This is a genomic window from Burkholderia mycopellens (genome assembly GCF_964265025.1).
Classification (GTDB): Bacteria; Pseudomonadota; Gammaproteobacteria; order Burkholderiales; family Burkholderiaceae; genus Burkholderia.
Window position 1 is genome coordinate 1,128,481 of sequence record NZ_OZ183802.1, and the last position, 23,886, is coordinate 1,152,366.

At 68.3% G+C, this 23,886-nt stretch carries 20 protein-coding genes and 1 riboswitch; of the genes, 6 read left to right on the forward strand and 14 right to left on the reverse strand.

The genetic code is table 11. The features are described 5' to 3' along the window. Positions 1-49 precede the first annotated feature (49 nt). The 8 genes from ACPTTC_RS05295 to ACPTTC_RS05330 form a co-directional block, all read right to left on the reverse strand. Positions 50-622, reverse strand: coding sequence for a TMEM165/GDT1 family protein (locus ACPTTC_RS05295; RefSeq protein ID WP_423391770.1), 573 nt, complete (start codon positions 620-622; stop codon positions 50-52). A gap of 78 nt (positions 623-700) precedes the next feature. Continuing rightward, positions 701-838: riboswitch (yybP-ykoY riboswitch) on the reverse strand. Between the two features lie 156 nt (positions 839-994). After that, the gene (gene guaD / locus ACPTTC_RS05300; RefSeq protein WP_423391771.1) at positions 995-2,311 is read right to left on the reverse strand and encodes a guanine deaminase; all 1,317 of its coding nucleotides are present in this window, start codon (positions 2,309-2,311) and stop codon (positions 995-997) included. Then, positions 2,308-2,655: a hypothetical protein gene (locus ACPTTC_RS05305; RefSeq protein ID WP_423391772.1), complete on the reverse strand. Its 348-nt coding sequence runs from the start codon at positions 2,653-2,655 to the stop codon at positions 2,308-2,310. The genes guaD and ACPTTC_RS05305 overlap by 4 nt, the downstream gene beginning before the upstream one ends. 27 nt (positions 2,656-2,682) lie before the next feature. Beyond that, a complete protein-coding gene (locus ACPTTC_RS05310) occupies positions 2,683-3,708 on the reverse strand; it encodes an adenosine deaminase (protein WP_423391773.1) in 1,026 nt (341 codons plus the stop codon). An 18-nt stretch (positions 3,709-3,726) separates the two neighbouring features. Further along, complete coding sequence (gene xdhC / locus ACPTTC_RS05315) at positions 3,727-4,746, reverse strand: xanthine dehydrogenase accessory protein XdhC (protein ID WP_423391774.1); 1,020 nt, start codon at positions 4,744-4,746, stop codon at positions 3,727-3,729. A gap of 575 nt (positions 4,747-5,321) precedes the next feature. Next, the gene (locus ACPTTC_RS05320; RefSeq protein ID WP_226195618.1) at positions 5,322-5,834 is read right to left on the reverse strand and encodes a disulfide bond formation protein B; all 513 of its coding nucleotides are present in this window, start codon (positions 5,832-5,834) and stop codon (positions 5,322-5,324) included. Positions 5,835-5,973: 139 nt separating this feature from the next. After that, positions 5,974-7,350, reverse strand: a complete 1,377-nt coding sequence (locus ACPTTC_RS05325; RefSeq protein ID WP_423391775.1) for an amidase — start codon at positions 7,348-7,350, stop codon at positions 5,974-5,976. A 7-nt stretch (positions 7,351-7,357) separates the two neighbouring features. Further along, positions 7,358-8,038: a GntR family transcriptional regulator gene (locus tag ACPTTC_RS05330; RefSeq protein WP_423391776.1), complete on the reverse strand. Its 681-nt coding sequence runs from the start codon at positions 8,036-8,038 to the stop codon at positions 7,358-7,360. A 280-nt stretch (positions 8,039-8,318) separates the two neighbouring features. Between ACPTTC_RS05330 and ACPTTC_RS05335 the strand changes: the two genes are divergently transcribed. Together ACPTTC_RS05335 and ACPTTC_RS05340 are read left to right on the forward strand one after the other, a co-directional pair. Then, on the forward strand, positions 8,319-9,494 hold the full coding sequence (locus ACPTTC_RS05335) for a gamma-glutamyl-gamma-aminobutyrate hydrolase family protein (RefSeq protein WP_423391777.1): 1,176 nt from the start codon (positions 8,319-8,321) through the stop codon (positions 9,492-9,494). A 115-nt stretch (positions 9,495-9,609) separates the two neighbouring features. Then, positions 9,610-10,302, forward strand: coding sequence for a DUF2968 domain-containing protein (locus ACPTTC_RS05340; RefSeq protein WP_423391778.1), 693 nt, complete (start codon positions 9,610-9,612; stop codon positions 10,300-10,302). Positions 10,303-10,376: 74 nt separating this feature from the next. Here ACPTTC_RS05340 and ACPTTC_RS05345 read toward each other — a convergent pair whose 3' ends face one another. Then, the gene (locus ACPTTC_RS05345) at positions 10,377-10,712 is read right to left on the reverse strand and encodes a hypothetical protein (protein WP_423391779.1); all 336 of its coding nucleotides are present in this window, start codon (positions 10,710-10,712) and stop codon (positions 10,377-10,379) included. Positions 10,713-11,651: 939 nt separating this feature from the next. On the opposite strand from ACPTTC_RS05345, the gene ACPTTC_RS05350 reads away from it, so the two are divergent. Further along, positions 11,652-12,947, forward strand: a complete 1,296-nt coding sequence (locus ACPTTC_RS05350) for an MFS transporter (protein WP_423391780.1) — start codon at positions 11,652-11,654, stop codon at positions 12,945-12,947. Between the two features lie 84 nt (positions 12,948-13,031). Here ACPTTC_RS05350 and ACPTTC_RS05355 read toward each other — a convergent pair whose 3' ends face one another. Beyond that, positions 13,032-14,873 carry a tetratricopeptide repeat protein gene (locus ACPTTC_RS05355; RefSeq protein WP_423391781.1) on the reverse strand — a complete coding sequence of 614 codons (1,842 nt, stop codon included), beginning with the start codon at positions 14,871-14,873 and terminating at the stop codon, positions 13,032-13,034. A 130-nt stretch (positions 14,874-15,003) separates the two neighbouring features. On the opposite strand from ACPTTC_RS05355, the gene ACPTTC_RS05360 reads away from it, so the two are divergent. Beyond that, complete coding sequence (locus ACPTTC_RS05360) at positions 15,004-16,647, forward strand: FAD-dependent monooxygenase (RefSeq protein WP_423391782.1); 1,644 nt, start codon at positions 15,004-15,006, stop codon at positions 16,645-16,647. Between the two features lie 8 nt (positions 16,648-16,655). Here ACPTTC_RS05360 and ACPTTC_RS05365 read toward each other — a convergent pair whose 3' ends face one another. Genes ACPTTC_RS05365 through ACPTTC_RS05380 form a run of 4 tightly spaced genes read right to left on the reverse strand, consistent with a single transcriptional unit; the run spans position 16,656 to position 21,958 of the window. After that, positions 16,656-16,907 carry a formate dehydrogenase subunit delta gene (locus ACPTTC_RS05365; protein WP_175967101.1) on the reverse strand — a complete coding sequence of 84 codons (252 nt, stop codon included), beginning with the start codon at positions 16,905-16,907 and terminating at the stop codon, positions 16,656-16,658. A gap of 7 nt (positions 16,908-16,914) precedes the next feature. Next, positions 16,915-19,866 (reverse strand): formate dehydrogenase subunit alpha, encoded by a 2,952-nt coding sequence (gene fdhF, locus ACPTTC_RS05370; RefSeq protein WP_423391783.1) that lies wholly within the window; start codon positions 19,864-19,866, stop codon positions 16,915-16,917. A 17-nt stretch (positions 19,867-19,883) separates the two neighbouring features. Beyond that, the gene (locus ACPTTC_RS05375; RefSeq protein ID WP_423391784.1) at positions 19,884-21,461 is read right to left on the reverse strand and encodes a formate dehydrogenase beta subunit; all 1,578 of its coding nucleotides are present in this window, start codon (positions 21,459-21,461) and stop codon (positions 19,884-19,886) included. Beyond that, positions 21,458-21,958, reverse strand: a complete 501-nt coding sequence (locus tag ACPTTC_RS05380) for an NAD(P)H-dependent oxidoreductase subunit E (RefSeq protein WP_423391785.1) — start codon at positions 21,956-21,958, stop codon at positions 21,458-21,460. Before ACPTTC_RS05380 ends, ACPTTC_RS05375 begins: the two co-directional genes overlap by 4 nt. 131 nt (positions 21,959-22,089) lie before the next feature. Here ACPTTC_RS05380 and ACPTTC_RS05385 point away from each other — a divergent pair, with 131 nt between their 5' ends. Then, complete coding sequence (locus tag ACPTTC_RS05385; protein WP_423391786.1) at positions 22,090-23,196, forward strand: substrate-binding domain-containing protein; 1,107 nt, start codon at positions 22,090-22,092, stop codon at positions 23,194-23,196. A 101-nt stretch (positions 23,197-23,297) separates the two neighbouring features. After that, the gene (locus tag ACPTTC_RS05390; RefSeq protein ID WP_423393316.1) at positions 23,298-23,567 is read left to right on the forward strand and encodes a hypothetical protein; all 270 of its coding nucleotides are present in this window, start codon (positions 23,298-23,300) and stop codon (positions 23,565-23,567) included. Positions 23,568-23,886: the final 319 nt, after the last annotated feature.

A 23,886-nucleotide genomic window follows, 5' to 3' on the forward strand; every position in this document is an offset into this window, starting at 1 on the left:
CTTCAGTCTCGGCGCGGCCGACCGGCCGCGCCTGCCATCTTCCTCCCCGTCAGGCCCCGATGCCCAGCAGCGCCAGCGCGCCGAGCACGACGAACAGCACGGCCGCGATCCCGTGGACGAGCTTCGTCGGCAGACGGTGCGCGAAGCGGTCGCCCAGCAGGATCGCGGGCACGTTCGCGAGCATCATCCCGAACGTCGTGCCGGCCACGACACCGATGTAGTCCTGGAAGCGCGCGGCCAGCGCGACGGTCGCGATCTGCGTCTTGTCGCCCATTTCCGCGAGGAAGAATGCGACGAGGGTCGCACCGAACACGCCGAGCCGCGAACGGTTGGCATTGGCTTCGTCGGCATCGAGCTTGTCCGGCACGAGGATCCACAACCCCATCGCGATGAACGAGAACGCGAGCGCCCAGCGCATGATCGACGGCGTGACGAGCACGCCGAGCCATTCGCCGAGCGCGCCGGCGAAACCGTGGTTCACGAGCGTCGCGACGAGCACGCCAAGAATGATGGGTATCGGCTTGCGATAGCGCGCGGCCAGCACGAGGGAAAGCAGTTGGGTCTTGTCGCCGATTTCAGCGAGCGCGACGGCGCCGGTGGAGATCAGGAAGGCTTGGGACACGTATGGGGTTCCACGGGCCGATGTTGTGCGTGCGAGCGACGATCCACGGCGCGCCGGGCCCTGATGCGGCGCACTGTGAACCATCGGTCTCGCCAGGCCTAGGTGGCTGCGCCCGCCATGGCCGTACGGCCAAGTCTGTTGACGGACGCCTCCGTCACGATGCGCGCCGGGGGCGCGGGACATCGAGCGGAGCGGCTACTCCCCAATGAGGGGCGAATTCTAGCATGGCGCGTTGCGCGCGGGAAAGCGGTTGGCGGGCGCTGCGCCCGGGGTCGGGGCGGGATCGGCGTACGGCGATCCCCAGCGGTACGGCAGGCCCGGCGGGCGCGGTGGCGGATGCCCGCGCGTGCCGGGGCGAACCCCGGCAGGTCGTTACGCGGCGGGGCGGCGTGCCGCGCCGCGCTCGTGGACGAGGTTGCCGGCCGCATAGGTGCGGTATACCGCGCGGTCGTCACCGAGCAGCGCGAATGCGAACAGCAGCTCCTCGAGCGAATCCGCACGCTTCGTGCGGCGCGCGAGCAGCGGCGTGGCCCGCGGATCGAGCACGACGAAGTCGGCTTCGGTGCGCGGTGCGAGCGTGCCTACCGTCTCGGTGAGGTCGAGCGCCTGCGCGGCGCCGGCCGTCGCGAGCCAGAACATCCGCGTCGCGCTCAGGTGGTGGCCCGACAGCCGCGCGACCTTGTGCGCTTCGTTCATCGTCTGCAGCATCGAGAACGACGTGCCGCCGCCGACGTCGGTCGCGAGCGTGACGGGCACGTCGTATTCACCGGCCTTGTCGAAATCGAACAGCCCGCTGCCGAGGAAGAAATTCGACGTCGGACAGTGTGCGACGACGGTGCGCGTCTCGGCCATCCGGCGGCGGTCCTCGTCGTCGAGGTGGATGCAGTGGCCGTACACCGCGCGCGGGCGCAGCAGCCCGTAGCGGTCGTAGATGTCGAGATAGCTGCGATGGCCGGGAAACAGCTCGGCCACCCATTTCACCTCGTCGACGTTCTCCGCGACATGGCTCTGCACGAACACGTCCGGATGGCGGCGCGCGAGTTCGCTGCACGCCTCGAGCTGCGCCTCGGTCGACGTCGGCGCGAAGCGCGGCGTGAGCGCGTACATCTGTCGACCCTTGCCGTGCCAGCGGCCGATCAGCTCGGCGCTATCGTCATAACCCGATTGCGCGGTATCGCGCAGGAATTCGGGGCAGTTGCGGTCCATCAGCACCTTGCCCGCGATCATCCGCAGGTCGCGCGCGTCGCTGGCCGCGAACAGTGCATCGGCCGACTGCTTGTGCACCGTGCAGTAGACGAGCGCGCTCGTCGTGCCGCAGGCGAGCAGTTCGTCGATGAAGAAGTCGGCGACTTCGCGCGCATGCTCGGGATCGCCGAACTGGCGCTCGGTCGGGAACGTGTACTTGTCCAGCCACGGCAGCAGGCCCGGCGCCGGCGACGCGATCATGTCCGTCTGCGGATAGTGGATGTGCGTGTCGATGAAGCCGGGCACGATCAGCTTGTCGCGCAGGTCATGGACGATCGCGTCGCGCGCGAGCGTCGCCGCGAGCTGCGCGTACGGGCCGGCCGCGACGACCTTGCCGTCGTCGACGACCAGGAGGCCGTCGGTCTCGTAGTTCGCGGCCTGGCTCGATTGCGCCGGGTCGCCGTTGAAGGTCAGCAGCTGGGAACGAAAAGCGGTTTGCGTCATGACGAATGGTCCTGCATCAAGGTAAGGCGAACAGAAGAAAACGAGCGACGTCGCACGAGGGCAACGCGGCGCATGGCGAGCGGGCGTGGCACGCTGCGTGCGGCACGACCGGATGCGCAAGCGCGGGCGAACGTGGCGGCCGAAGCCGCCAGCGAGTGGTTGCCGGCGGGCCTCGCAGCCGTTGTGCTCGCGACCGATGCGGTAGCGAGCGCAACGGCAAATCGCAACGGCAGGCACGCGCGTGCGACGACGAACGGCGCCGCCGCCGCCCGGGCATGCACGCGATCGCCCCGGCGCAAGGCCGGGCCGGTGGTCGCGAAGCGGATGCCGTTGCCGTGTTTCATCTGTCTAGCGTTCCTCGATGCCTGCCGTCACGCGGCGTGCCAGTACGCGTCGAGGCGCGCGAACAGCGCGTCGCGCTGCGCCGGTTCAATGAACGATGCCTCGAAGCCGTTGCGGATCACCGCATGGACTTCGGCATCCGTGAGTTGCAGCCCTTCGGCCGTCGCGAAGTAGTTTTCGTTGACGTAGCCGCCGAAATAGGCCGGATCGTCGGAGTTGATCGTCACCGCGACGCCGCGATCGAGCAGCGCCTTCAGCGTGTGCTTCGCCATGTCGTCGAACACGCAGAGCTTCAGGTTCGACAGCGGGCACACGGTGAGCGCCGTGCGCGTCCTGGCGAGACGCTCGACGAGTGCCGCGTCCTCGATGCTGCGCACGCCGTGGTCGATCCGGTCGACCTTCAGCACGTCGAGCGCTTCATAGATGTACGCGGGCGGGCCTTCCTCGCCCGCGTGGGCGACGAGTTTCAGCCCGAGCGCGCGCGCTTTCTCGAACACGCGTGCGAACTTCGTCGGCGGATGGCCGAGCTCGGACGAGTCGAGGCCCACGCCGATCAGGCGATGGCGATAGCGCTCGAACAGCGGCAGCGCGGATTCGAACGTCGCGAGGGCGTCCTCTTCGGACAGGTGGCGCAGGAAGCACAGAATCAGCTTGCTCGACAGCCCGCGTTGTTCGGCATCGGCGAGTGCGCGCTCGATGCCCGCGACCACCGTCTCGATCGGCACGCCACGCTCGGTGTGCGTCTGCGGATCGAAGAACAGCTCGGTGTGGACGACGTTGTCGGCGAGCGCGCGTTCGCAGTACGCGGCCGTCATGTCGTAGAAATCCTGCTCGGTCAGCAGCACGCTCGCGCCTGCGTAATAGATGTCGAGGAACGACTGCAGGTCGGTGAACGCGTACGCGGCGCGCAGCGCGTCGATCGAGTCGTACGCGAGCTTCACGCCGTTGCGCTGCGCGAGCGCAAAAATCAGTTCGGGCTCGAGCGAGCCTTCGATATGGATGTGCAGCTCCGCTTTCGGTGCGCGGGCAATCTTGTCCTTGAATGTCGGGGTCATGGCGTCGTTCTTGGTCGGTCAATAGGTAGGGGAAGCCTGCGCGGATGCGTTCGCGTTTGCCTCGACGGCCTGCAGCAATTGCGCCGCCACCGAGATCGCGATCACTTCGGGCGCCTTGTCGATGATGCCTTCGACACCGATCGGGCAGCGCATCCGGGCGACCTGGGCCGGGTCGATGCCGATGGCTGCGAGGCGATGATCGAACTGCACGCGTTTCGCGCGCGAGCCGGTCATCCCGAAGTACGCGTAGTCGCCGCGCCGCAGGATGCGCTCGGCCAGCACGAAATCGAGCGCGTGGTCGTGCGTCATCACGACGAAGTAGGATTGCGGCGGCGCCGCGTCGACCGCGTCGACCGCGTCGGCCGGGGCAGCGGCCGCTTCGATCGCGAGGTTGCCGATGCCGGCGAGCGCGTCGGCCGGCGGGAACACCGCATCGGGCCCGTCGATCCAGCGCACGTGGCACGGCAGCGTCGCCAGTACCTTCACGAGCGCGGTGCCGATGTGCCCGGCGCCGAACAGGACGACGGGGAACGCATACGGTGCGATCGTTTCGGTCATCAGCGACACGCCGCCGGTTTCCCACAGCAGGCAGTTGGCACGCGCGGCTTCCGATTCGGGCTCGCTCAACAGCGGCGCGCCCGGCGAGGGGCCGAATGATACGCTACGCACGGTCGCGGCGCCGGCCGCGACACGCTTCGCGAGCGACATGATCCAGCCGAGATCGCCCACATCGAGCCGCTCGAACGCGAGCACCACCGCGCCGCCGCAGCACTGGCCGAGGCTCGGGCCGAGTGCGAGCCGCTCGAGCCGGCGCGCGTGCGGCACGTGCGCGCCATCCTTCAGCAGGTGCCGCGCGATCTCGATCGCCTTCCACTCCAGATGACCGCCGCCGATCGTATGGCGGGCCGTGTCGCGCGTGACGAGCATCTTGGTGCCGGCTTCGCGCGGTGCGGAGCCGTCGGTATGCGCGACCGTCACGAGCACGGCCGCTTCGCCATGCGCGAGCAGTTGCTGCAGATCGCCGAGCCAGGCTTCCATCAGCACGCTCCGTTCGGGGCGACGCGGCAGGACACGCGGCGCGGGCTGGCGAGCGTGGCGGCAACGATGACGGACGGGGGCGAGGCGGGCCGGCCGCACGGCCGATGCGGTGCGGTGGCAGCGCGCCGACGGCGTTCGCGGACGGCACCGCCGGATGCGCGGACGCGATGAGGGTGGCGGATGCGGATGGTTTGCGTTGTCATGATGAATCCAGTCGACATTGCGGATCAGGCGCGCGTTACGCAGGGAGAGTGAGACCGCCTGGCCTCGCGCACGTAGATCGCCATCCAGTCATGAAGATAGCACCGCAGGGCGTCGGGAACATCGCGGGGCGGTGATCCGGGCTATCAGGAGGCGATCATGTCGATCATAGGCCCGCCGCGCGGGATCGGGGCGCCGATGCGTGCACATCGGGCTGAAACGCAGGCGTGGCGGGGCGGGGCGCGGAAGTCGCACGATGCGCGTTCGCCCGGAGATCCGGGCGGTGGCGGAGTAGGTGTTTACGCGTGACGGCCCGGATGCGGCCCTGGCGAGCAGGCGAGCGGGCCGCGTGCAGGCCGGTCGAAACCGGCCGGTCAGCCCACGAGCTTGCGGCGATGGCGCCAGAGGCTTGCGACGACCGCGATCAGGATCACGGCGAAGCCGATCAGCGACCAGCCGGGCAGCAGGATGCCGAAGATCGGCGGGTAGACGGTCTCGCACAGCCCGGCGACCTTGAACATGCCGGGGAACCAATGCGCGGGCGGCAGGCTGTCGACGATCGGCTGCAGCGTGTCGAAGCCGCAGCTGAAGCCCGGGTTCATCTGGATCGACAGGTGCCGCGCGGCCGTGCCGACGCCGCCGGCCGCCGCGATTGCGATCAGCAGCTCGAGCACCCAGACGCCGCGCCAGTTGCGGATCCCGGCGGCCAGGAACGCGAAGATCCCGATCGCGCAGAAGAAGTAGCGCTGGATGATGCACAGCGGGCACGGATCTTCGTTCTTGACGTACTGCAGGTAGAGCGCACCGGCCAGCAGGGCGATGCACACCCATCCGAGCAGCATCAGCAGGCGGCGTTCGCGGCGGAGTGCGAGCGTGTAGTCGTTCATGTCGGCGGGGTTCCTCGTGGGTCGGTCCGGAAAACAATCGCGAGATTTTAGCGCGAACGGTCTGGCACGAAACTGACAGTGCGCGTGCGGCAACCTGCTGCACCGCACTTCCTGTCCGCCGCCGGTCGGTTGGTTGCGGTCAGCGGATCGTGTTCAGCACGGCCTCGACCGCCTGGCCGATCGAGAGCAGCGCGTCGTCGCGATGCGGTGCGGCCGCGAGCATCAGCCCGACCGGCGCCGCGTCGCGCGGATGGCAGGGCAGCGACAGCGCGCATGCGTCGAGGAAGTTGAACGCGCTCGGGTTGCGCAGGATCAGCGCGTTGGTGCGCGTGAACGCGGCGTCGTCCGCTTCGAGTTCGGCGATGCGCGGCGGCACGACCGGCACCGTCGGCGCGACGAGTGCGTCGAAGCGCGACCAGACCGTGTGGGCGGCTTCGTCGAGCATCGCCGCGCGCGCGGCGAGCAGGTCGAGATAGTCGGCCGCGGTCGCGGGTTCGCCCTTCAGGATCCGCGTGAGCACGCGCGGGTCGTACTGGTCGCGGTGCTTGGCGAGCAGCGGGCGATGCCACGCGTAGGCCTCGATCGGCGAGAAGCCGAAGCGGTTGATGTCCGGCAGCCGGTCGAGCGCGGGAAAGCGTACTTCCGTGACGATCGCGCCGGCGGCTTCGAGATGCTTGAGCGCGGCGTCGAGTGCAGCCACGACGTCGGCATCGACGCCGTCCGTCACGTAGTTCGTCAGCACGCCGAGCCGCACGCCTTCGAGCGGCCGGGCGGCCGGCACGTGCGGTTCGAGGCCCGCGAGTATCCGGTCGACGAGCGCACAGCAGGCGACCGTCAGGCCGATCGGGCCGAACGAGTCGAGCGTCGTCGACAGCGGCACGCCGCCTTGCGTCGGGATCCGGCTCGCGGTCGGCTTGAAGCCCGTCAGCCCGCACAGCGCGGCCGGAATGCGAATCGAGCCGCCGGTGTCGGTGCCGAGCGCGATGGCGGCCATCCCGTCGGCGACGGACGCGGCCGCGCCGGATGACGAGCCGCCGGAAATCCGCGCGTCGCCCGGCACGTCGCGGTGGTACGGCGAGCGCGGATGGCCGAAGTGCGGATTCAGCCCGAGCCCGGAGAATGCGAACTCGCTCATGTTGGTGCGGCCGACCAGCACTGCGCCCGCGCGCTTGAGTCGTGCGACGGCGACTGCGTCCGTGCGGGCGGCCGGCGCGCCGTCGAGCACGCGCGAACCCGCGCGTGTCACCTGGCCCGCGACGTCGAACAGGTCCTTGACCGACACGGGAATGCCCGCGAGCGGCGACAGCACGGTGCCCGCGGCGCGCAGCCGGTCGTGCGCGTCGGCGGCCGCGCGCGCGTTGTCGGCATCGACTTCGGTGAAGACGACCGCGCCCTGGCCCGACGGATCGGCGATCCGGTCGAGCGCGGTATCGACGAGCGCGCGGCTCGTGGTTCGGCCGGCGGCGAGGTCGGCGGCGAGCTGGGCGAGCGGGGGGAAGGGCGTGAAAGTGGTCATGGGCGGCTCAGCGGCGAAGATGTTGAAGAAGCGTGGAGCGGAACGAATCGATATGGCTTTCGACGGCCGCGCGCGCGCCGGCGGCGTCACGCGCGGATAGCCGGTCGAACAGTTCGCGATGTTCGTGCTGGACGTCGGCGAGATGGTGAGGTTCGGACAGCGTGACGAACCAGAAGCGCAGCGAGCGCTCGTGCAGTGCGCGCAGGATGTCGGCGAGGACCGTATTGCGCGCGGCCGTGGCGATCGCCTGGTGGAACGCGCGGTCGAGTTCCATCATGCCTTCGACGTCGTGCGTGTCGACGCACGCCTGCCCAGCGTCGAGCAGCGCGGCCAGGCGCGCGAGATCGTCGGGGGTTGCATGGCGCGCGGCGAGTTCCGCGCAGTGTGCTTCGTTGATGCGCCTCACGTCGATCACCGCGATGATGTCGTCGAGCGACAGCGGCTGCACCATCAGTCCCTTGCGGGGCATCACGGACAGCAGCCCTTCGAGCACGAGCCGGTGCACGGCCTGATGTACCGGCGTGCGGCCGATGCTGGTGCGGGCGACGAGGTCGGCTTCGTTGAGGGCGGCGCCGGGCTTCAGGCGCATCGTGATGATGTCGCGCTGGATCAGCGCGTACGCCCGGTCGGCGAGGCTGCCCGACGGTGCGGCTGGGCGCTTGCGGGTGACGTCGGTCAGGGCATTCATGCGGGGTGCGGTGCGGTGGCCGGACGGGGCACGATCATGGCGCAGGCAATCGGGAAGCGTGGACGATGTCTGGATATTATTGTGATATATCACTGGTGTCCAGTACCGGCCGCGATGCACCCGCGTTGCCGGCGCGCGGGCGGGGACGCCCAGCGACGCAGTTTGTCGCCGACTTGCAACAATATCGACAGGATGTTGCCGGTTTGCCGCTCGATCGTGCGCTGAAGCATAATGAATCCTCGTCTATCCATACGCGTGAGCGACGTACCAGACCATCGTCATGAGCGAAAACACGCCTTCCCCGGCCGGTCTGCCCGGCACCTCCTCCGTTTCTTCCGATTCTCCCCGTACCGATCCGGCGAAAGCGCCCGATGCGCCGGCAGCCCCGGCCGCCGCGCAGACCGTCGCTGCTGACGGCGCGTCACCGGTTACGGCTGCGCCCGGTGCGACAGGCGCCGCCGTCGATGGCGCTGCTGCGGTCGCGCCGCCGAAGGCTGGAACGCCGCCCCCCGGATTCGGCGCACAGCCCGATTTCGACACGCCGCGCCCACCGCCCGCGAACGCGCAGCATGCACCGCCGGCCTACCTGAAGCAGAGCGACACACCGTGGTCGGTGTTCGGCCGGATCGTGGCCGCGCGCGCCCGTCGGCTGTTCGACCGCGCCGGCCAGCGCATCACGCAGCGCACGCTGCGCATCGGCGTGTCGGCGCGGATCTTCCATCCGGAACCGGGGGCGAAGGGGCTGCGGGGCAAGACGCTGCAGTATCTCGAGGAATCGATCGCGCACTGGGTGATGTCGCGTGACGTGCTCGTGTTCATGATTCCGACCGTCGGCCACCAGGGCATGATTCACCCGAGCAACATCCGCCTGCGCGACTACGCGAAGCATCTCGACGGCCTGTTGCTGCAGGGTGGCGCCGACGTATCGCCGCAAACCTACGCCGCGTCCGACGCACGCCCGGAATGGCCGGGCGATCGCGTGCGCGACATGTACGAGCTCGAACTGCTGCACGAGTTCGTCGAATCCGGCAAACCCGTCCTCGGCGTGTGCCGTGGCTGCCAGCTGATCAACGTCGCGTTCGGCGGCTCGCTGTACCAGGACATCGCCACCGATGTGCCGACCGCGAATGCGCACGTGAGCGAGCATTACGACCAGCATCGTCACGCAATCCGCTTCCCGGATTCGTCGACGCTCGCGAGCATGTTCCCCGGGCGCAGCGAAGCGATCGTCAACTCGATTCACCATCAGGCGATCCGCGATCTCGGCCGCGACCTGAACATCGAGGCCGTGTCGGCGGGCGACGGCATCATCGAAGGCATTCGTCATCGGCGTTCGCCGTTCGTCGTCGGCGTGCAGTGGCACCCCGAGTTCCATCGGGCCGGCGGTTCGGAACTGCTCGACTGCACCCCGTTACTCGATGCGTTCCTGCGCGCGGCGCGCGAAACCCGCCTGTAGCTAGCCGAATGCTTCGCGTCGTACGAGGGTCGGCCGCATTCCGATAAATTCGAGATGCGGCCGTTTCGTTTTGAACGATAATCGCGAGTTCCGATTCGTTCGCCGGAGTCTGACGTTGGCTTTCCGAAATTTTTCCCCTGCACGATGCGCCACGTGGATCGTTGCGCTGGTTGCCTGCACGCAAGCAGGTGCGGCCTGGTCCGCCGACGTGACCGCACCCGCCGCCGGCACGCGTCCGGCGGTCACGAGCCTGCGCGGCGATGCGGCGGCATCCAATGCGACTGGGACGGATGCGTCCGCGCAAGGCAACGTCGCCGAGCTGACGCAGATGCTGCACGACGGACGGATCGTCGAGATGCGCACGACGTACAACGGCAGCTACGGTGCGAGCCTGATGTTCGATCCGCGCGAGATGACGTATTACGTCGCGCTGTTCCAGGACAAGCACCTGTGGCGCGTGATCCGGTCGCAGGAAAAGAATCGCGCGGAGATGGTGTACGCGAACTTCGTTCAGCAGACCGTACAACTTGCCGATATCGAGATCCGCCGTACCGAGCTGGAGGCACAGAAGGCGTTTCTCGAGCGCGTGATTGCGCTGCAGGCGAATCGTGCGCAGCAGTTGCAGGCCGACCTGAGCGTTGCGCGCAGCCAGCAGGCTGAAGTCGCGCAGCGGCAGCGGTCGGCGCAGGAGCAGGCGCAGGCGCTGCAGGTCGAGAAACGGGCCGCGCAGATGCAACTGCGCGATCTCCAGGAGCAGGTGCGACAGCTCGAGAAGCAGACCGAGACGGGGCTGCCCGCGCAGAAGTAGCGATTCGTCGGACGGAGAGAGACGAGCAAAACCCGGCGAAGCGAGCTTCGCCGGGTTTTTTTATGGTGCGGCCGTCAGCGCGCGAACGCGTCCGGGGTATCGGTCAGGCGGCGGTGGGACAGTTGCGCCGTCCAGTCGAAACCGGTGGCGGGCGCGTGCGCTGCGCGGGCAGGCTGGGCGCGCAAGGCGCTTGCCATTGCGATCAATGTGAGCGGATCGTCGAGCGTGTCGAGCGTTTCGCCAGTTGCACGCGGCGATGCGGCGAGCCGATCGCGTGTGCGGACGTCGACCGTGCTGCTCCGGATCGGCTGACGCGCGGCCAGCCGCGACACGGTTGGTGTTCGGACCGGCGCCGCCGCCATGCGCTTGCCGCTCGAACGAGGCAACGCGGAAGTGGCCGTCGGCGCCACGCGGGATGTTGCCTTCGGACGCGTAACGTGGTGCGTGGCCGGCGGTGATTCGGTCGTTGTCGCGACAGGCGCGGCCATCTTGCGCTGCGGTGGCGCGCTCGGCGACGTATGCGGCTGAACCGCAGCGACCCGCACGGTACCCGACGACATAGCGTCCGGTACAGCACCGGCCGTGTGAATCGCGTATGCCGGCCCGGACCCCGCAATGGGTTCATGCGCGGCAATCAGCCAGCCGATGATGCCGAGCGCGCCGATACTCCAGCAGAATGCGTACTTCGCGCGCCGGTCGCGAAAGCCGCCGGCGATACGGCGGGAACACGGGGCCGCAGCGGCAGGCAGTGCAACCGGCGACCCCGCATGAGTTGGTGCCGGCGCCACGATGGGCAGCGGCTGCCAGCGGCATGCGCGGTGTGGCCGGTTCACGTCGATGCAGGACGTCGACAGTGTCGCGAGGCAGTGCCTGCCGGGCCGCGCACCGGGTGCGCCGCGAAAGGTCCAATCGTGGGCGAACGACGGTACGTTCTCGAGCGGAGCGACGCGAGGGCGGGCGAGCGCGCCTGTCACGGGGACGAGGGACGATGGGGTCATGAGGGCGGTGCGCTATGTGACACGGGCAACCGTGCCGGTGCGGCGCGGAACCGTCGTTGCAAATCGAGACATTGTGGTCAGCCGGCGAAGGCCAGTCGATCGGATCAATCTGATTTTTGCGTCCGTCTCGGGACGACTTGTACGAGGAGTACGCCGCGACGGCAACGGCAAGGGGGACACAAGGCAAATGTCGGGTTGGCGTGGCATGATGCGCGAACCATACCGGTGCGCGCGTCGTTGCGCGGCGCGCCGCCGGTGGGCAGTGATGCCCGCGCGCGCCGGCCCGGCGCCGCGTGCGTCATCGGATCCATACGGCGCGAATTCGCGCCATCCGAGCTGAGCGAGAAAAACATGTCCACAGCTTCACACGCCGCTGCGCAGGAATCGAAATTCCGCACCGTGTTCCGGGTCGTCAGCGGCAACTTCCTCGAAATGTACGATTTCATGGTCTACGGGTATTACGCGTCGGCCATCGCGAAAACCTACTTTCCGAGCGGCAACGCGTTCGCGTCGTTGATGCTGTCGCTGTCGGTATTCGGCGCGGGCTTCCTGATGCGGCCGGTCGGCGCGATCGTGCTCGGCGCGTACATCGACCATCACGGCCGCCGCAAGGGGCTGATCCTGACGCTCGGGCTGATGGCGCTCGGCACGCTCACGGTGGCCGCGATACCCGGCTACGCGACGATCGGCGTGCTCGCGCCGGCGCTCGTGCTGCTCGGCCGGCTGCTGCAGGGCTTTTCGGCTGGCGTCGAGCTCGGCGGCGTGTCGGTCTATCTGTCCGAGATCGCGACGAAGGGCCACAAGGGGTTCTATACGTCGTGGCAGTCGGGCAGCCAGCAGGTGGCCGTCGTGTTCGCCGCGTTCGTCGGCGTGCTGTTGAACCGCGCGCTGCCGGCCGAGGAGATGACCGCGTGGGGCTGGCGCATTCCGTTCCTGATCGGCTGCCTGATCGTGCCGTTCCTGTTCCTGATCCGGCGTTCGCTGAAGGAGACCGACGAGTTCCTTGCGAAGCGTCATCGTCCGACGATGGGCGAGATCATGCGTTCGATGCTCGACAACTGGGGCGTCGTGGTGGCGGGCATGGGGATGGTGATCATGACGACGGTGTCGTTCTACATGATCACCGCCTATACACCGACGTTCGGCAAGGAAGTGCTGCACCTGTCGTCGCTCGACGCGCTCGTCGTGACCGTCTGCGTCGGGATTTCCAATCTCGTGTGGCTGCCGCTGTCCGGTGCGTTGTCCGACCGCATCGGTCGCCGCCCGGTGCTGATCGCGTTCACGGTACTGACGCTGTTGACGGCTTACCCGGCCGTGCTGTGGCTCGTCGGCGATCCGTCGTTCCTGCGGTTGCTCGCGGTCGAGCTGTGGCTGTCATTCCTTTATGCGTCGTATAACGGGGCGATGGTCGTTGCGCTGACCGAGGTCATGCCGGCCGACGTGCGCACGGCCGGTTTCTCGCTCGCATACAGCCTGGCGACGACGATCGGCGGCTTCACGCCCGCGATCTCGACGCTGCTGATTCATCAGACCGGGAACAAGGCGGCGCCGGGGCTGTGGCTCAGCGTTGCCGCGATTTGCGGCCTGATTGCGACACTCGTGCTGTATCGCACGTCCGAGGCGCGCAACCAGTACAAGGCGGCCTGACCGGCACCGGGTTAGCGCGCGGCGCCGGCCGCACGCATTGCAATGAGAAAGGGAGCGCGGCGCGCTCCCTTTTTTTGTCTGCGCTCAGACTTCGCGCAGCATGCCGGCGATGGCCGCCGTGACGTCGAGCCATTGCCCCGGCGCGGGCTGGCGGGCGAGCCTGGCCTGCGGATACCACGGGCAGTCGTCGCCGGTGAACCAGCGCCAGTCGGGCGCGAACGGCAGCATCACCCACAGCGGCTTGCCGAGCGCGCCGGCGAGGTGCGCGACCGCCGTATCGATCGTGACAACACCATCGAGCCGCTCGATCAGCGCGGCCGTGTCGGCAAAGTCGTTCAGCCGGCCGTCGAGCCGATGCACGCGCGGATGCGCGTCGACGCGCGCGCGTTCGTCGTCGTCGAGTGCGGGCTGCAGCACGATCCAGTCGATGTCGGGCAGCGCGAGCAGCGGTGCGAGCGCGTCGAATGGCATCGAGCGGTTTTCCTGCGTCTGCCGGCGCCCCGACCACGCGAGGCCGAACTTGCGCTTCGACTGACCGCCGAGCGAGCCGCGAAAGCGCCGGCCGGCGCCGTCGGGCGCATCGAGGTAGCGCGAGCCTGCGACGATGTCCTCCTTCGTCTGAAGCCCGAGCAGGAACGGCAGGCTCATCAGCGTGCACGCGACATCCGCGGCAGGCGGTTTCGCGGCGCCCTGTGCGACGAGCGTCACGCGCCAGCGCGACGCGGCCGGCGCCAGCAGCGTAACGAGTTCCGGCTGGACTTCGAGCACGACGCGCGCGCAGCGTGCGCGGGCAAGCGGCACGAAGCGGACGAACTGCAGCGTATCGCCGAAGCCCTGTTCCGCGCGGATCAGCAGCGTGCGCGATGCAATCGGCTCGCCTTGCCAGCGCGGCAGTGTGCCGAGCGGTGTCGCGCCCGGCGTGTCGTGGCGGGCTTCGTAGGCGGGCAGGCCGCGCGCGAAGTCGCCGAGCGTCAGCAGCGTGACCGCGCGGTGCAGCCGTGCCAGCGTGAGATCGGGCGCGACGCGCAGCGCCTGGTCGAATGCGCGCAGCGCCATCTCGTGCGCACCGAGCGCGTGGTGTGCGTTGCCGAGGTTCAGCCACGCCAGGCTGAATGACGGATCGAGCCCGACGGCGCGTTCGTAATAGGGCAGCGCATCCCGGTGGCGTGCCTGCGCGCTCAGTGCGTTCGCGAGCCCGAACAGCGCGAGCGGAAACGGCGGATGCAGCGCGAGCGCGGCTTCGAACGCGGTCGCCGCCTCGGCATGCCGGCCGACCGCATCGAACGTGTTGCCGAGATTGAAATGGGCGGCGACGAAACGCGGCTGCGCGGCAATCGCTGCCTGGAAGTGCGCGATCGCGTCGTCGGCGCGGCCCATCGCGTTCAGCGCCATCGCGAGGTTGTTGTGCGCTCCCGCATGCCCGGGCCGCAGCTCGAGCGCACGACGGAACGCGGCGAGCGCGTCGTCGTGGCGGCCGAGCGCGTTCAGCGCGTTGCCGAGATTGTTGTGGATCGATGCATCGTCGGGCGTCAGCCGGAGCGCGCGGCCAAATGCATCGATCGCATCGTCGTGGCGCTGCAGCGCCGCATACGCGTTGCCGAGGTTGTAGTGCGCGAGCGGAAATTCGGGCGCGAGCGTCAGCGCGTTGCGAAAGCGGTCGACCGCTTCATCAAGCCGGCCGAGTGCCTTCAGCGTGTTGCCGAGATTGAGCTGCAGCGCGGCATCGTTCGGCCGCAGCGCGACGGCGCGGCCGACGAGATCGGCCGCCTCGGCGTGCTGGCCCTGCTGGTGCCGCAGCACGCCGAACAGGTGCAGCGCGTCGGCGTCGGCGGGGTTGGAGGCGAGCGCGTTGCGATAGCCGTGCTCGGCCTCGGCGAGGCGGCCCGCGCGGTGTGCGGCATACGCCCGGTCGAATGCGGAATCCATAACGCGATAACTGACGGAAAGCGCGTATTTTCCCACACCGCGCGGCGCCGCCGCGTATCGGCCGTTCGGCATATGGCCCCGTCACGCGGAGCGGCGTAGACTTGCAGGGTCGCGTGTCATCGAGGTTCTCATGGCTGACACACTGCCCGATATCCCGCCCGTGCTGATCGTCGGCGCGGGGCCGACCGGCCTTGCCGCGGCGATGAGCCTCGCGCGGGCCCGCGTGCCGGTGCGCGTCATCGATCGGCTCGCTGTGCCCGCGCCGCACTCGCGTGCGATCGGCATCCAGCCACGCACGCTCGAACTGCTGGAGCAGCATCGCGCGGTCGAACCGTTTCTCGCGCTCGGCCATCGTGCGCATGCGGCCGCGCTGCATGCCAACGGCCGCGTGATCGCGCGGCTCGATTTCGATCCGCTGCAAACGCGCTATCCGTACCTGCTGTTTCTCGACCAGACCGTCACCGAGCGCCTGCTCGCCGAGCACCTGGCCCGGCTCGGCGTGACGGTCGAGCGCGGCGCGACGCTGACCGCGTGCGAAGCGGGCGGCGCGTCGCTCGACGTGTCGATCCGCTGCGCCGACGGTCGCGACGAATCGTTCGCCCCGTCGTACCTGATCGCGGCCGACGGCGCACACAGCACGGTCAGGCATCTGCTCGGCCTGGGCTTCACCGGGCATGCGTTCGAGCAGACTTTCCTGCTTGCCGATTTCGCGGCGATACCCGACTGGCCGGACGAAGAGATCCACCTGTTCACGACGCCCGAAGGCATCGCCGGCCTGTTTCCCATGGGAGGCGGCCGTTACCGGCTCGTGGCCGACCGGCCGCCCGGCAGCGACGTGTCGCCCGATGCGCCGACGCCGTCGCTGGCGGAATGCGACGCGATCGTGCGTGCCCGTGCCGGTGCATCGATCTCGCCGAGCGATCTCGCGTGGTCGTCCTATTTTCACCTGCACAGCCGGATGATCGACCGGCTGCGTGACGGGCGCGTGTTCTTCGCGGGCGACGCCGCGCACGTCCACAGCCCGGCGGGCGCGCAGGGCATGAACACCGGCATCCAGGAAGCATTCAATCTCGGCTGGAAGCTCGCGCGGGTGCTCGGCGCGGGCACGCCGGAGCGGCTGCTCGACACGTATCACGCAGAGCGTCATCCGATCGAGCGCGACGTGTTGCGGCAGACCGGTTTCGTCACGCAGATCGTCGAAGCCGAGCGTGGCGCGATGAAATTGCTGCGCGATCATGTCGTGCCGCTGCTGGCGTCGTTCGGGCCGATGCGCGACGCGGTGCGGCGCACGGTCAGCGAGCTCGGCGTGCAGTACCGGAAGAGTCCGCTCACGCTGGAGCGTGTGCTCGACGGCGGGCCGCGTGCAGGCGAGCGGGCACCCGACGCGCACGTGCGGGTGCTCGACGGGCCGCTCGGTCAGGCGCCCGGAACGGCGCGGCTATACGACCTGCACGATCCGGCGAGCTTCACGTTGCTGCTGCTGGAAGAGCCGGTCAATGCCGACACCGGCGCGGTGCCGCCGATGCCGGCCGATGCGCAGGCACTCGTGCAGGGGCTCGAACGCATCATGCCGGATGCGGTGCGCGTCTGGCGCGCCACCGATGCCGAAGGCGGCGATGCCGGGCTTGCGCAGGAATACGGCCGCTCGCGGCCGTCGTTTTACCTGCTGCGGCCGGATGGTTACGTCGCCGCGCGCGGGCGCACGGCGACCGACGCGAACGCGCTGCTGCGCCATTGCGAAAGCTGGTTCGCGGGCATGTCGCGGCCCGCGTAGCGGTGCGGTCAGGCGCTCGCCGCGGCGGGTACGAGTGACGCGCGGTGCACGGCGATCGCGTCGCGCACGATCGGCGCCGCGCGCTGCGCGGCTTCGCATGACGGATCGTCGAGCGCCGCGAGAAGCGCGCGGCGCATCCGCGGCTCCCAGAAGCGCCGGATATGGTCGGCGATCCCGGCCAGCGCTTCGTCGCGGTCGGGCATCGATTCGAAGAATGCGCCGATCTGGTTGGCCATGTCGATCAGGTGTCCGATGTCCATCGCTTCCTCACTTGCCTGCCGTCACGCTGGCGGTCGCGGCTGCGCGGCGCTCGAGCAGGTCGAGCTGCTCAGCGTTGAAGCGCGCATACGCTTGCTGCCAGTCGGAGGGCTGCGCGACGGGCAGCACCTGCACGGCCGTCACCTTGTACTCGGGGCAGTTCGTCGCCCAGTCCGAGCTGTCCGTCGTGATCACGTTCGCGCCCGATTCGGGGAAGTGGAACGTCGTGTACACGACACCCGGCTGCATGCGTTCGGTCACGAGCGCGCGCAGCACCGTCTGCCCCGCCCGCGATTCGATGCCCACCCAGTCGCCGCTGCGGATGCCGCGATCCTGGGCGTCGTGCGGATGAATCTCGAGGCGATCCTCTTCGTGCCACTGCACGTTCTCGGTGCGGCGGGTCTGCGCGCCGACGTTGTACTGCGACAGGATGCGGCCCGTCGTCAGGATCAGCGGATAGCGTTGCGTGACCTTCTCCGGCGACGCAATGAACTGCGTGATCACGAACTTGCCCTTGCCGCGCACGAATGCGTCGATATGCATCGTCGGCGTGCCTTCCGGCGCGTGCTCGTTACACGGCCACTGAATACTGCCGAGCGTGTCGAGCTTCGCATACGACACACCCGAGAAGGTCGGCGTGAGCCGTGCGATCTCGTCCATGATTTCCGACGGATGCGCATAGTCCATCTCGTAGCCGAGCGCGCGCGACAGCATCAGCGTGACTTCCCAGTCCGCGTAGCCCGCGAGCGGCGGCATCACCTTGCGCACGCGCGAGATGCGGCGCTCCGCGTTCGTGAACGTGCCGTCCTTTTCGAGGAACGACGAGCCGGGCAGCAGCACGTGCGCGTATTTCGCGGTCTCGTTCAGGAAGATGTCCTGCACGACGATGCATTCCATTGCCGACAGCGCGGCCGCGACGTGCTGCGTATTCGGGTCCGACTGGACGATGTCCTCGCCCTGGCAGTAAAGCCCCTTGAAGCTGCCGTCGAGGGCTGCATCGAACATGTTCGGGATGCGCAGCCCCGGTTCCGGTTGCAGCTTCGCCGACCACGCGGCTTCGAACTGCGTGCGCACGACCTCGTCGCTGATGTGCCGGTAGCCGGGCAGCTCGTGCGGGAACGAGCCCATGTCGCACGAGCCCTGCACGTTGTTCTGGCCGCGCAACGGATTGACGCCGACGCCTTCGCGGCCGAGGTTGCCGGTCGCCATCGCGAGGTTGGCAATGCCCATCACCGTCGTCGAGCCCTGCGCGTGCTCGGTCACGCCCAGCCCGTAGTAGATCGCGGCATTACCGCCCGTCGCATAGAGGCGCGCGGCTTCGCGTACCAACTCGGCGGGCACGCCCGTCACGTCGGCGGTTGCCTCGGGCGAGTTGTCGGCACGCGAGACGAAGTCGCGCCATTGCTCGAACGCTCGCGTCTCGCAGCGCTCGGCGACGAACGCGTCGGCGACGAGCCCTTCGGTGACGATCACGTGCGCGAGCGCATTGACGATCGCGACGTTGGTGCCGGGGCGCAGCTGCAGGTGGTAGGTGGCCTTCACGTGCGGGCCGTCGACGACGTCGATGCGGCGCGGGTCGATCACGATCAGCTTTGCGCCTTCACGCACGCGCCGCTTCAGCCGCGAGCCGAACACCGGGTGGCCGTCGGTCGGGTTCGCGCCCATCACGACGATCACGTCGGCCTGGCTGACCGATGCGAACGTCTGCGTGCCGGCCGACTCCCCGAGCGTCGTCTTGAGGCCATAGCCCGTCGGCGAGTGGCACACGCGTGCGCAGGTGTCGACGTTGTTGTTGCCGAACGCGGCGCGCACCAGCTTCTGCACGAGGTAGGTTTCCTCGTTCGTGCAGCGCGACGACGTGATGCCGCCAATCGAGTCCCGGCCGTACTTCTGCTGCAGCTTGCGGAATTGCGTCGCCGCGTAGGTCAGGGCTTCGTCCCAGCTGACTTCGCGCCACGGGTCGGTGATCTTCTCGCGGATCATCGGCTTCGTGATGCGGTCCTTGTGCGTGGCATAGCCCCATGCGAAGCGTCCTTTCACGCATGCGTGGCCCTCGTTCGCGAGGCCGTTCTTGTGCGGCGTCATGCGCACGACCTGCGTGCCCTTCATCTCGGCCTTGAACGAGCAGCCGACGCCGCAGTATGCGCAGGTCGTGACGACCGAGTGTTCGGGCTGCCCGAGCTGCACGACGGATTTTTCCTGCAGCGTGGCGGTCGGGCAGGCGGCGACGCACGCGCCGCACGACACGCATTCCGACGCCATGAACGATTCGCTTTCGCCCGCGGCGACGCGCGATTCGAAGCCGCGTGCGGCGATCGTCAGCGCGAACGTGCCTTGCGTTTCCTCGCAGGCGCGTACACAGCGGTTGCAGACGATGCACTTCGACGGGTCGTACGTGAAATACGGATTCGATTCGTCCTTTTTGTCGTGCAGATGGTTCGCGCCGTCGAAGCCGTAACGCACTTCGCGCAGCCCGACGACGCCTGCCATGTCCTGCAGCTCGCAGTCACCGTTGGCGGGGCAGGTGAGGCAATCGAGCGGATGGTCGGAGATGTACAGCTCCATCACGTTGCGACGCAGCGACTGCAGCCGGTCCGACTGCGTGCGCACCTTCATGCCCGCTTCGGCAGGTGTCGTGCACGACGCCGGATAACCGCGCCGGCCTTCGATCTCGACGAGGCACAGCCGGCACGAGCCGAACGGTTCGAGCGAATCGGTCGCGCAGAGCTTCGGGACGTTGACGCCGGCTTCGATCGCGGCACGCATCACCGACGTGCCGGCCGGCACCGTGACCGGCTGGCCGTCGATTTCGAGCGTGACGTCGGTATCGGCATGCCGCTGGGGTGTGCCGTAGTCGGTATCGTCGAACGGGTCGCGGGTGCGCGCCTGTGCGGCGCTCTTGCACGCGCATTGGCCCGAGCCGCAGCCGCCTTGGCGGACATTGTTCGTGTCGAGGGACATGCAGGGCTCCTTCTGGGTCAGGCCGCAGCCTTGACCGGACCCGACGCGGCATTTTTGCCGGCAGCGAGCCCGAAATCTTCGGGGAAATGGTCGAGCGCGGACAGCACCGGGTAGGGTGTCATGCCGCCCATTGCGCACAGCGAACCGGCCAGCATCGTGTCGCACAGGTCGCGCAGCAGCGTGACCTGCCGCTCCGACGTGTCGCCGTGGCGGATGCGCGCGATCGTCTCGACGCCGCGCGTCGAACCGATTCGACACGGCGTGCACTTGCCGCACGATTCGATCGCGCAGAACTTCATCGCGTATTCGGCCAGCTCGGCGAGGTTCGATGTGTCGTCATGGAGCACGATGCCGCCGTGGCCGACCACCGCGCCGATCGTTGTATACGCTTCGTAGTCGAGCGGCACGTCCCACTGATGGTCGGGCAGGTAGGTGCCGAGCGGGCCGCCCACCTGCGCGGCACGTGCGGGCCGGCCGCTTGCCGTGCCGCCGCCGAAGTCGAACAGCAGCTCGCGCAGCGTGACGCCGAACGCGAGCTCGACGAGGCCGCCGTAGCGGATGTTGCCTGCGAGCTGGAACGGCAGCGTGCCGCGCGAGCGGCCCATCCCGTAGTCGCGATAGAACGCCGCGCCGCGCGCGAAGATCACGGGCGCCGTTGCGAGCGTGATCACGTTGTTGATGACGGTCGGCTGCCCGTACAGGCCGGCGAGCGCGGGCAGCGGCGGTTTCGCACGCACGACGCCGCGCTTGCCTTCGAGCGATTCGAGCAGCGCCGTTTCCTCGCCGCATACGTACGAGCCCGCGCCTTTCGCGACGTGCAGCTCGAACGCATGCGCGGAGCCGAGCACGTGCTCGCCGAGCCAGCCGGCTTCGCGTGCGCGGACGATCGCGGCTTCGAGCGTGGCGATCGCGTGCGGATATTCGCTGCGCACGTAGATGTAGCCGACCGTCGCGCCGGTCGCGATACCCGCGATGATCATTCCTTCGATCAGGCAATACGGATCGCATTCCATGATCAGGCGGTCGGAGAAGGTGCCCGAATCGCCTTCGTCTGCATTGCAGACGATGTATTTCTGCGTGGCGCTTGCTTGCCGGACCGTGCGCCACTTGATACCGGCCGGGAACGCTGCGCCACCGCGGCCGCGCAGCCCTGATTCGATCAGCGTTTCGCACGCCGCGTCGCCGTCGAGCGCGAGCGCGTTTTTCAGGCCGGCGAGGCCTTCGTATCGCAGGTAGTCGTCGATCGACAGTGGGTCGGTCAGGCCGATGCGTGCGAACGTGAGGCGTTGCTGGCGCGCGAGATAGGGCAATGCGTCGACGAGGCCGACGCCGCTCGGATGCGTGCCGCCTTCGAGCCAGTTTGCGTCGAACAGGGCCGGCACGTCGGCGGCCGACAGGTTCGCATAGCCGACGCGGCCGGCGGCCGTGCCGACCTCGACGAGCGGCTCGAGCCACAGCAGCCCGCGTGAACCGTTGCGAACCAGTTCGACGGCGACGCCGCGGCGTTCGGCTTCCGCTGCAATGGCGGCGGCGAGCGCGTCGGCGCCGAGTGCCAGCGCGGACGAATCACGCGGGACATAGATGCGGGTCGTCATGCGGCCCCCGGGGTGTGGGCGACCGCGTCGGCAAGTAGCGCGTCGAATTTCTCCGGCGTGACCTTGGCATGCAGTACGCCGTTGACCGTCAGCGACGGCGACTGCGCACACAGTCCGAGGCAATAAACCGATTCGAGCGCGACGTCACCCGGTGCATGCACATCGGCGGCATTGCCGTGCGCCGCGTCGAACCGGCAACCCGTGCGGACTTCCGCATGCGCGGCCAGCGCTTCGCAGCCCATGCTGCGGCACGCTTCGGCGCGGCACATCTGGATCGTCACGCGCGCGGGCGGCGCGGTGCGGAAGTGATGGTAGTAAGTCAGGACGCCGTGCACTTCCGCACGCGACAGGTTGAGTGCGCGGGCGAGCGGCGCGACGCAGCCTGGCGGTACGTAACCCGCGTCGTCCTGGATCGCGTGCAGGATCGCCACGAGCGACCGGCCGGCGCGTGCATGGCGCTCGACGAGCGCGTCGGGCGCTTGGGAATTCGGGGACATCAGTTGTGCTCCTCCAAAGTCTCATATGCGCTCGAGATTCATATAGTGCGCATCGCGACTTCGTTCTGATTGATTTCAAACAACGATAAGCGGAAGATTTGGCGGTCGCAATAGGAAATCGGAGTGCATAAATGATTCGAATCGAATGCGACGCGTATCTGACCGTACGCGACACGGAAGGCCGTGCGGCCAGCCTGTCGGATGTCGCGCCATTGCTCGAACTCGTGGCCGACACGGGCAGCATTGCGCAAGCCGCGCAAGCGAAAGGGCTGTCCTACCGGCACGCGTGGGGCATGCTGCGCACGCTGGAAGCGTGCATCGGCGGGGAACTGATCGAAACCGCGCGCGGCAAGGGTTCGACGCTGTCGGCGCTCGGGCAGGCGGTGGTTGATGCGCAGCGCCTCGCGCGCAGCCGGCTCGACGGGAACCTGCGCACGCTGGCGGCCGAAGTGGCGAGCGACCTGAACCGGCGGCTCGCGCAGCGCGACGGCGCCGTGCGTATCCACGCGTCGCACGGCTACGCGGTCGCGACGCTCGTATCCGCGCTCGTCGATGCGCAGGCGGCTGTCGACATCAAGTATCGCGAGAGCGTCGAGGCCGTGCAGGCGCTTGCTCGCGGCGAGTGCGACCTGGCCGGCTTCCATCTGCCGCGCGGCGCGTTTCGCGCGCAGTGCGCACAGATCTACCGGCCGTGGCTCGACGATACGCGCCATGTGCTGATCCACCTGACACGGCGCCAGCAGGGGCTGTTCGTTGCGCGCGGCAACCCGAAGCAGGTGCGCGGGCTCGCGGATCTCGCGCGCAGTGACATCCGCTTCGTCAACCGCCAGCCGGGGTCGGGTACGCGCATGCTGCTGGATCTTGCGCTGCGCGCGATCGGCATCGATCCCGAGCGCATCGACGGCTACGCGTCGGCCGAACTCACGCATTCAGCGATCGCGGCGTTCGTCGCCAGCGGGATGGCCGATCTCGGCTTCGGCGTCGAGCCGGCTGCACACCACTTCGGGCTCGATTTCATTCCGGTCGTCGACGAAGATTATTACTTCGCATGCGAACGCGCGCGGCTCGACGCGCGGCCGCTTGCCGGCGTACTGGCGCTGCTGCGCGATGCACGCTTCGTCGAGCGCGTCGCGCATCTCGACGGCTACGATCCGGCCGCGTGCGGAACGCTGACGAGCATCGCGACGGGTTTGGCCGGCGGCGACGGCGCGAGCGCGCCGGCGGGCAATTCCCGGTAACGCGGGCGTGATCGCACCGCGATGCAGCAGCGAGGGATTTGCGCTACGCTTGCCGCTTGACCAACGTTCCAACAAGCACGCCGTTCAAGCGTCATCCCGCCATGAAATTTTCCGTTCCCCTCGCCGCGGCAGCGTTGACCGCAGGGCTGCTGGTCGCTGTTTCGCCGTTTGCGCTCGCGCAGAATTCCCCCGGTGTGCCTGGCGGTATCCTGAGCGAACAGTTTCGCCTGAACGAGCATCCGCAGATGCCGTTCGCGGCGTCAACGCCGTCGCAGAAATACCAGAGCGGCAAGAAGTCGGCCTTGCGCCGCAAGGGCGACATGGGCGATCCGAACGGCTGCAACCTGAAGTGTCCGATGGATACTCAGTAACCCGGCTGGCGGGCGCGTCCGCACGATAGTCGTGCGGCACCGGTCCGACTGGCGTGCATTGCGCCCGCCCGCGCATCGGCCTGGCTCACTGGCAACTGCCGGAATCCCGTGCGATCCCGATTCTGCCCGAGCCCCGCGAAGCGTTTTCGCTTTGCGGGGCTTTTGCTTTCCGTCGAATCTTCAGGCGATTTGACGCCGGGCGATGCCCGCGCACATCGCCGACCTGACAGATGCCTAGGGTTAACCCGTAAATCAGGAAGGATGTCTTCCAGAAACCTGCCTTATTCTTAAGCATCTGCCTACATAAACTTCGGGTTGT

What these genes read in the sequence shown, in the direction of transcription:
- guaD (WP_423391771.1), bottom strand. Translation starts at nt 2,311, where the DNA reads ATGACGCAAACCGCTTTTCGTTCCCAGCTGCTGACCTTCAACGGCGAC.
- ACPTTC_RS05305 (WP_423391772.1), bottom strand. Translation starts at nt 2,655, where the DNA reads ATGAAACACGGCAACGGCATCCGCTTCGCGACCACCGGCCCGGCCTTG.
- ACPTTC_RS05310 (WP_423391773.1), bottom strand. Translation starts at nt 3,708, where the DNA reads ATGACCCCGACATTCAAGGACAAGATTGCCCGCGCACCGAAAGCGGAG.
- xdhC (WP_423391774.1), bottom strand. Translation starts at nt 4,746, where the DNA reads ATGGAAGCCTGGCTCGGCGATCTGCAGCAACTGCTCGCGCATGGCGAA.
- ACPTTC_RS05320 (WP_226195618.1), bottom strand. Translation starts at nt 5,834, where the DNA reads ATGAACGACTACACGCTCGCACTCCGCCGCGAACGCCGCCTGCTGATG.
- ACPTTC_RS05325 (WP_423391775.1), bottom strand. Translation starts at nt 7,350, where the DNA reads ATGACCACTTTCACGCCCTTCCCCCCGCTCGCCCAGCTCGCCGCCGAC.
- ACPTTC_RS05330 (WP_423391776.1), bottom strand. Translation starts at nt 8,038, where the DNA reads ATGAATGCCCTGACCGACGTCACCCGCAAGCGCCCAGCCGCACCGTCG.
- ACPTTC_RS05335 (WP_423391777.1), top strand. Translation starts at nt 8,319, where the DNA reads ATGAGCGAAAACACGCCTTCCCCGGCCGGTCTGCCCGGCACCTCCTCC.
- ACPTTC_RS05350 (WP_423391780.1), top strand. Translation starts at nt 11,652, where the DNA reads ATGTCCACAGCTTCACACGCCGCTGCGCAGGAATCGAAATTCCGCACC.
- ACPTTC_RS05355 (WP_423391781.1), bottom strand. Translation starts at nt 14,873, where the DNA reads ATGGATTCCGCATTCGACCGGGCGTATGCCGCACACCGCGCGGGCCGC.
- ACPTTC_RS05360 (WP_423391782.1), top strand. Translation starts at nt 15,004, where the DNA reads ATGGCTGACACACTGCCCGATATCCCGCCCGTGCTGATCGTCGGCGCG.
- ACPTTC_RS05365 (WP_175967101.1), bottom strand. Translation starts at nt 16,907, where the DNA reads ATGGACATCGGACACCTGATCGACATGGCCAACCAGATCGGCGCATTC.
- fdhF (WP_423391783.1), bottom strand. Translation starts at nt 19,866, where the DNA reads ATGTCCCTCGACACGAACAATGTCCGCCAAGGCGGCTGCGGCTCGGGC.
- ACPTTC_RS05375 (WP_423391784.1), bottom strand. Translation starts at nt 21,461, where the DNA reads ATGACGACCCGCATCTATGTCCCGCGTGATTCGTCCGCGCTGGCACTC.
- ACPTTC_RS05380 (WP_423391785.1), bottom strand. Translation starts at nt 21,958, where the DNA reads ATGTCCCCGAATTCCCAAGCGCCCGACGCGCTCGTCGAGCGCCATGCA.
- ACPTTC_RS05385 (WP_423391786.1), top strand. Translation starts at nt 22,090, where the DNA reads ATGATTCGAATCGAATGCGACGCGTATCTGACCGTACGCGACACGGAA.
- ACPTTC_RS05390 (WP_423393316.1), top strand. Translation starts at nt 23,298, where the DNA reads ATGAAATTTTCCGTTCCCCTCGCCGCGGCAGCGTTGACCGCAGGGCTG.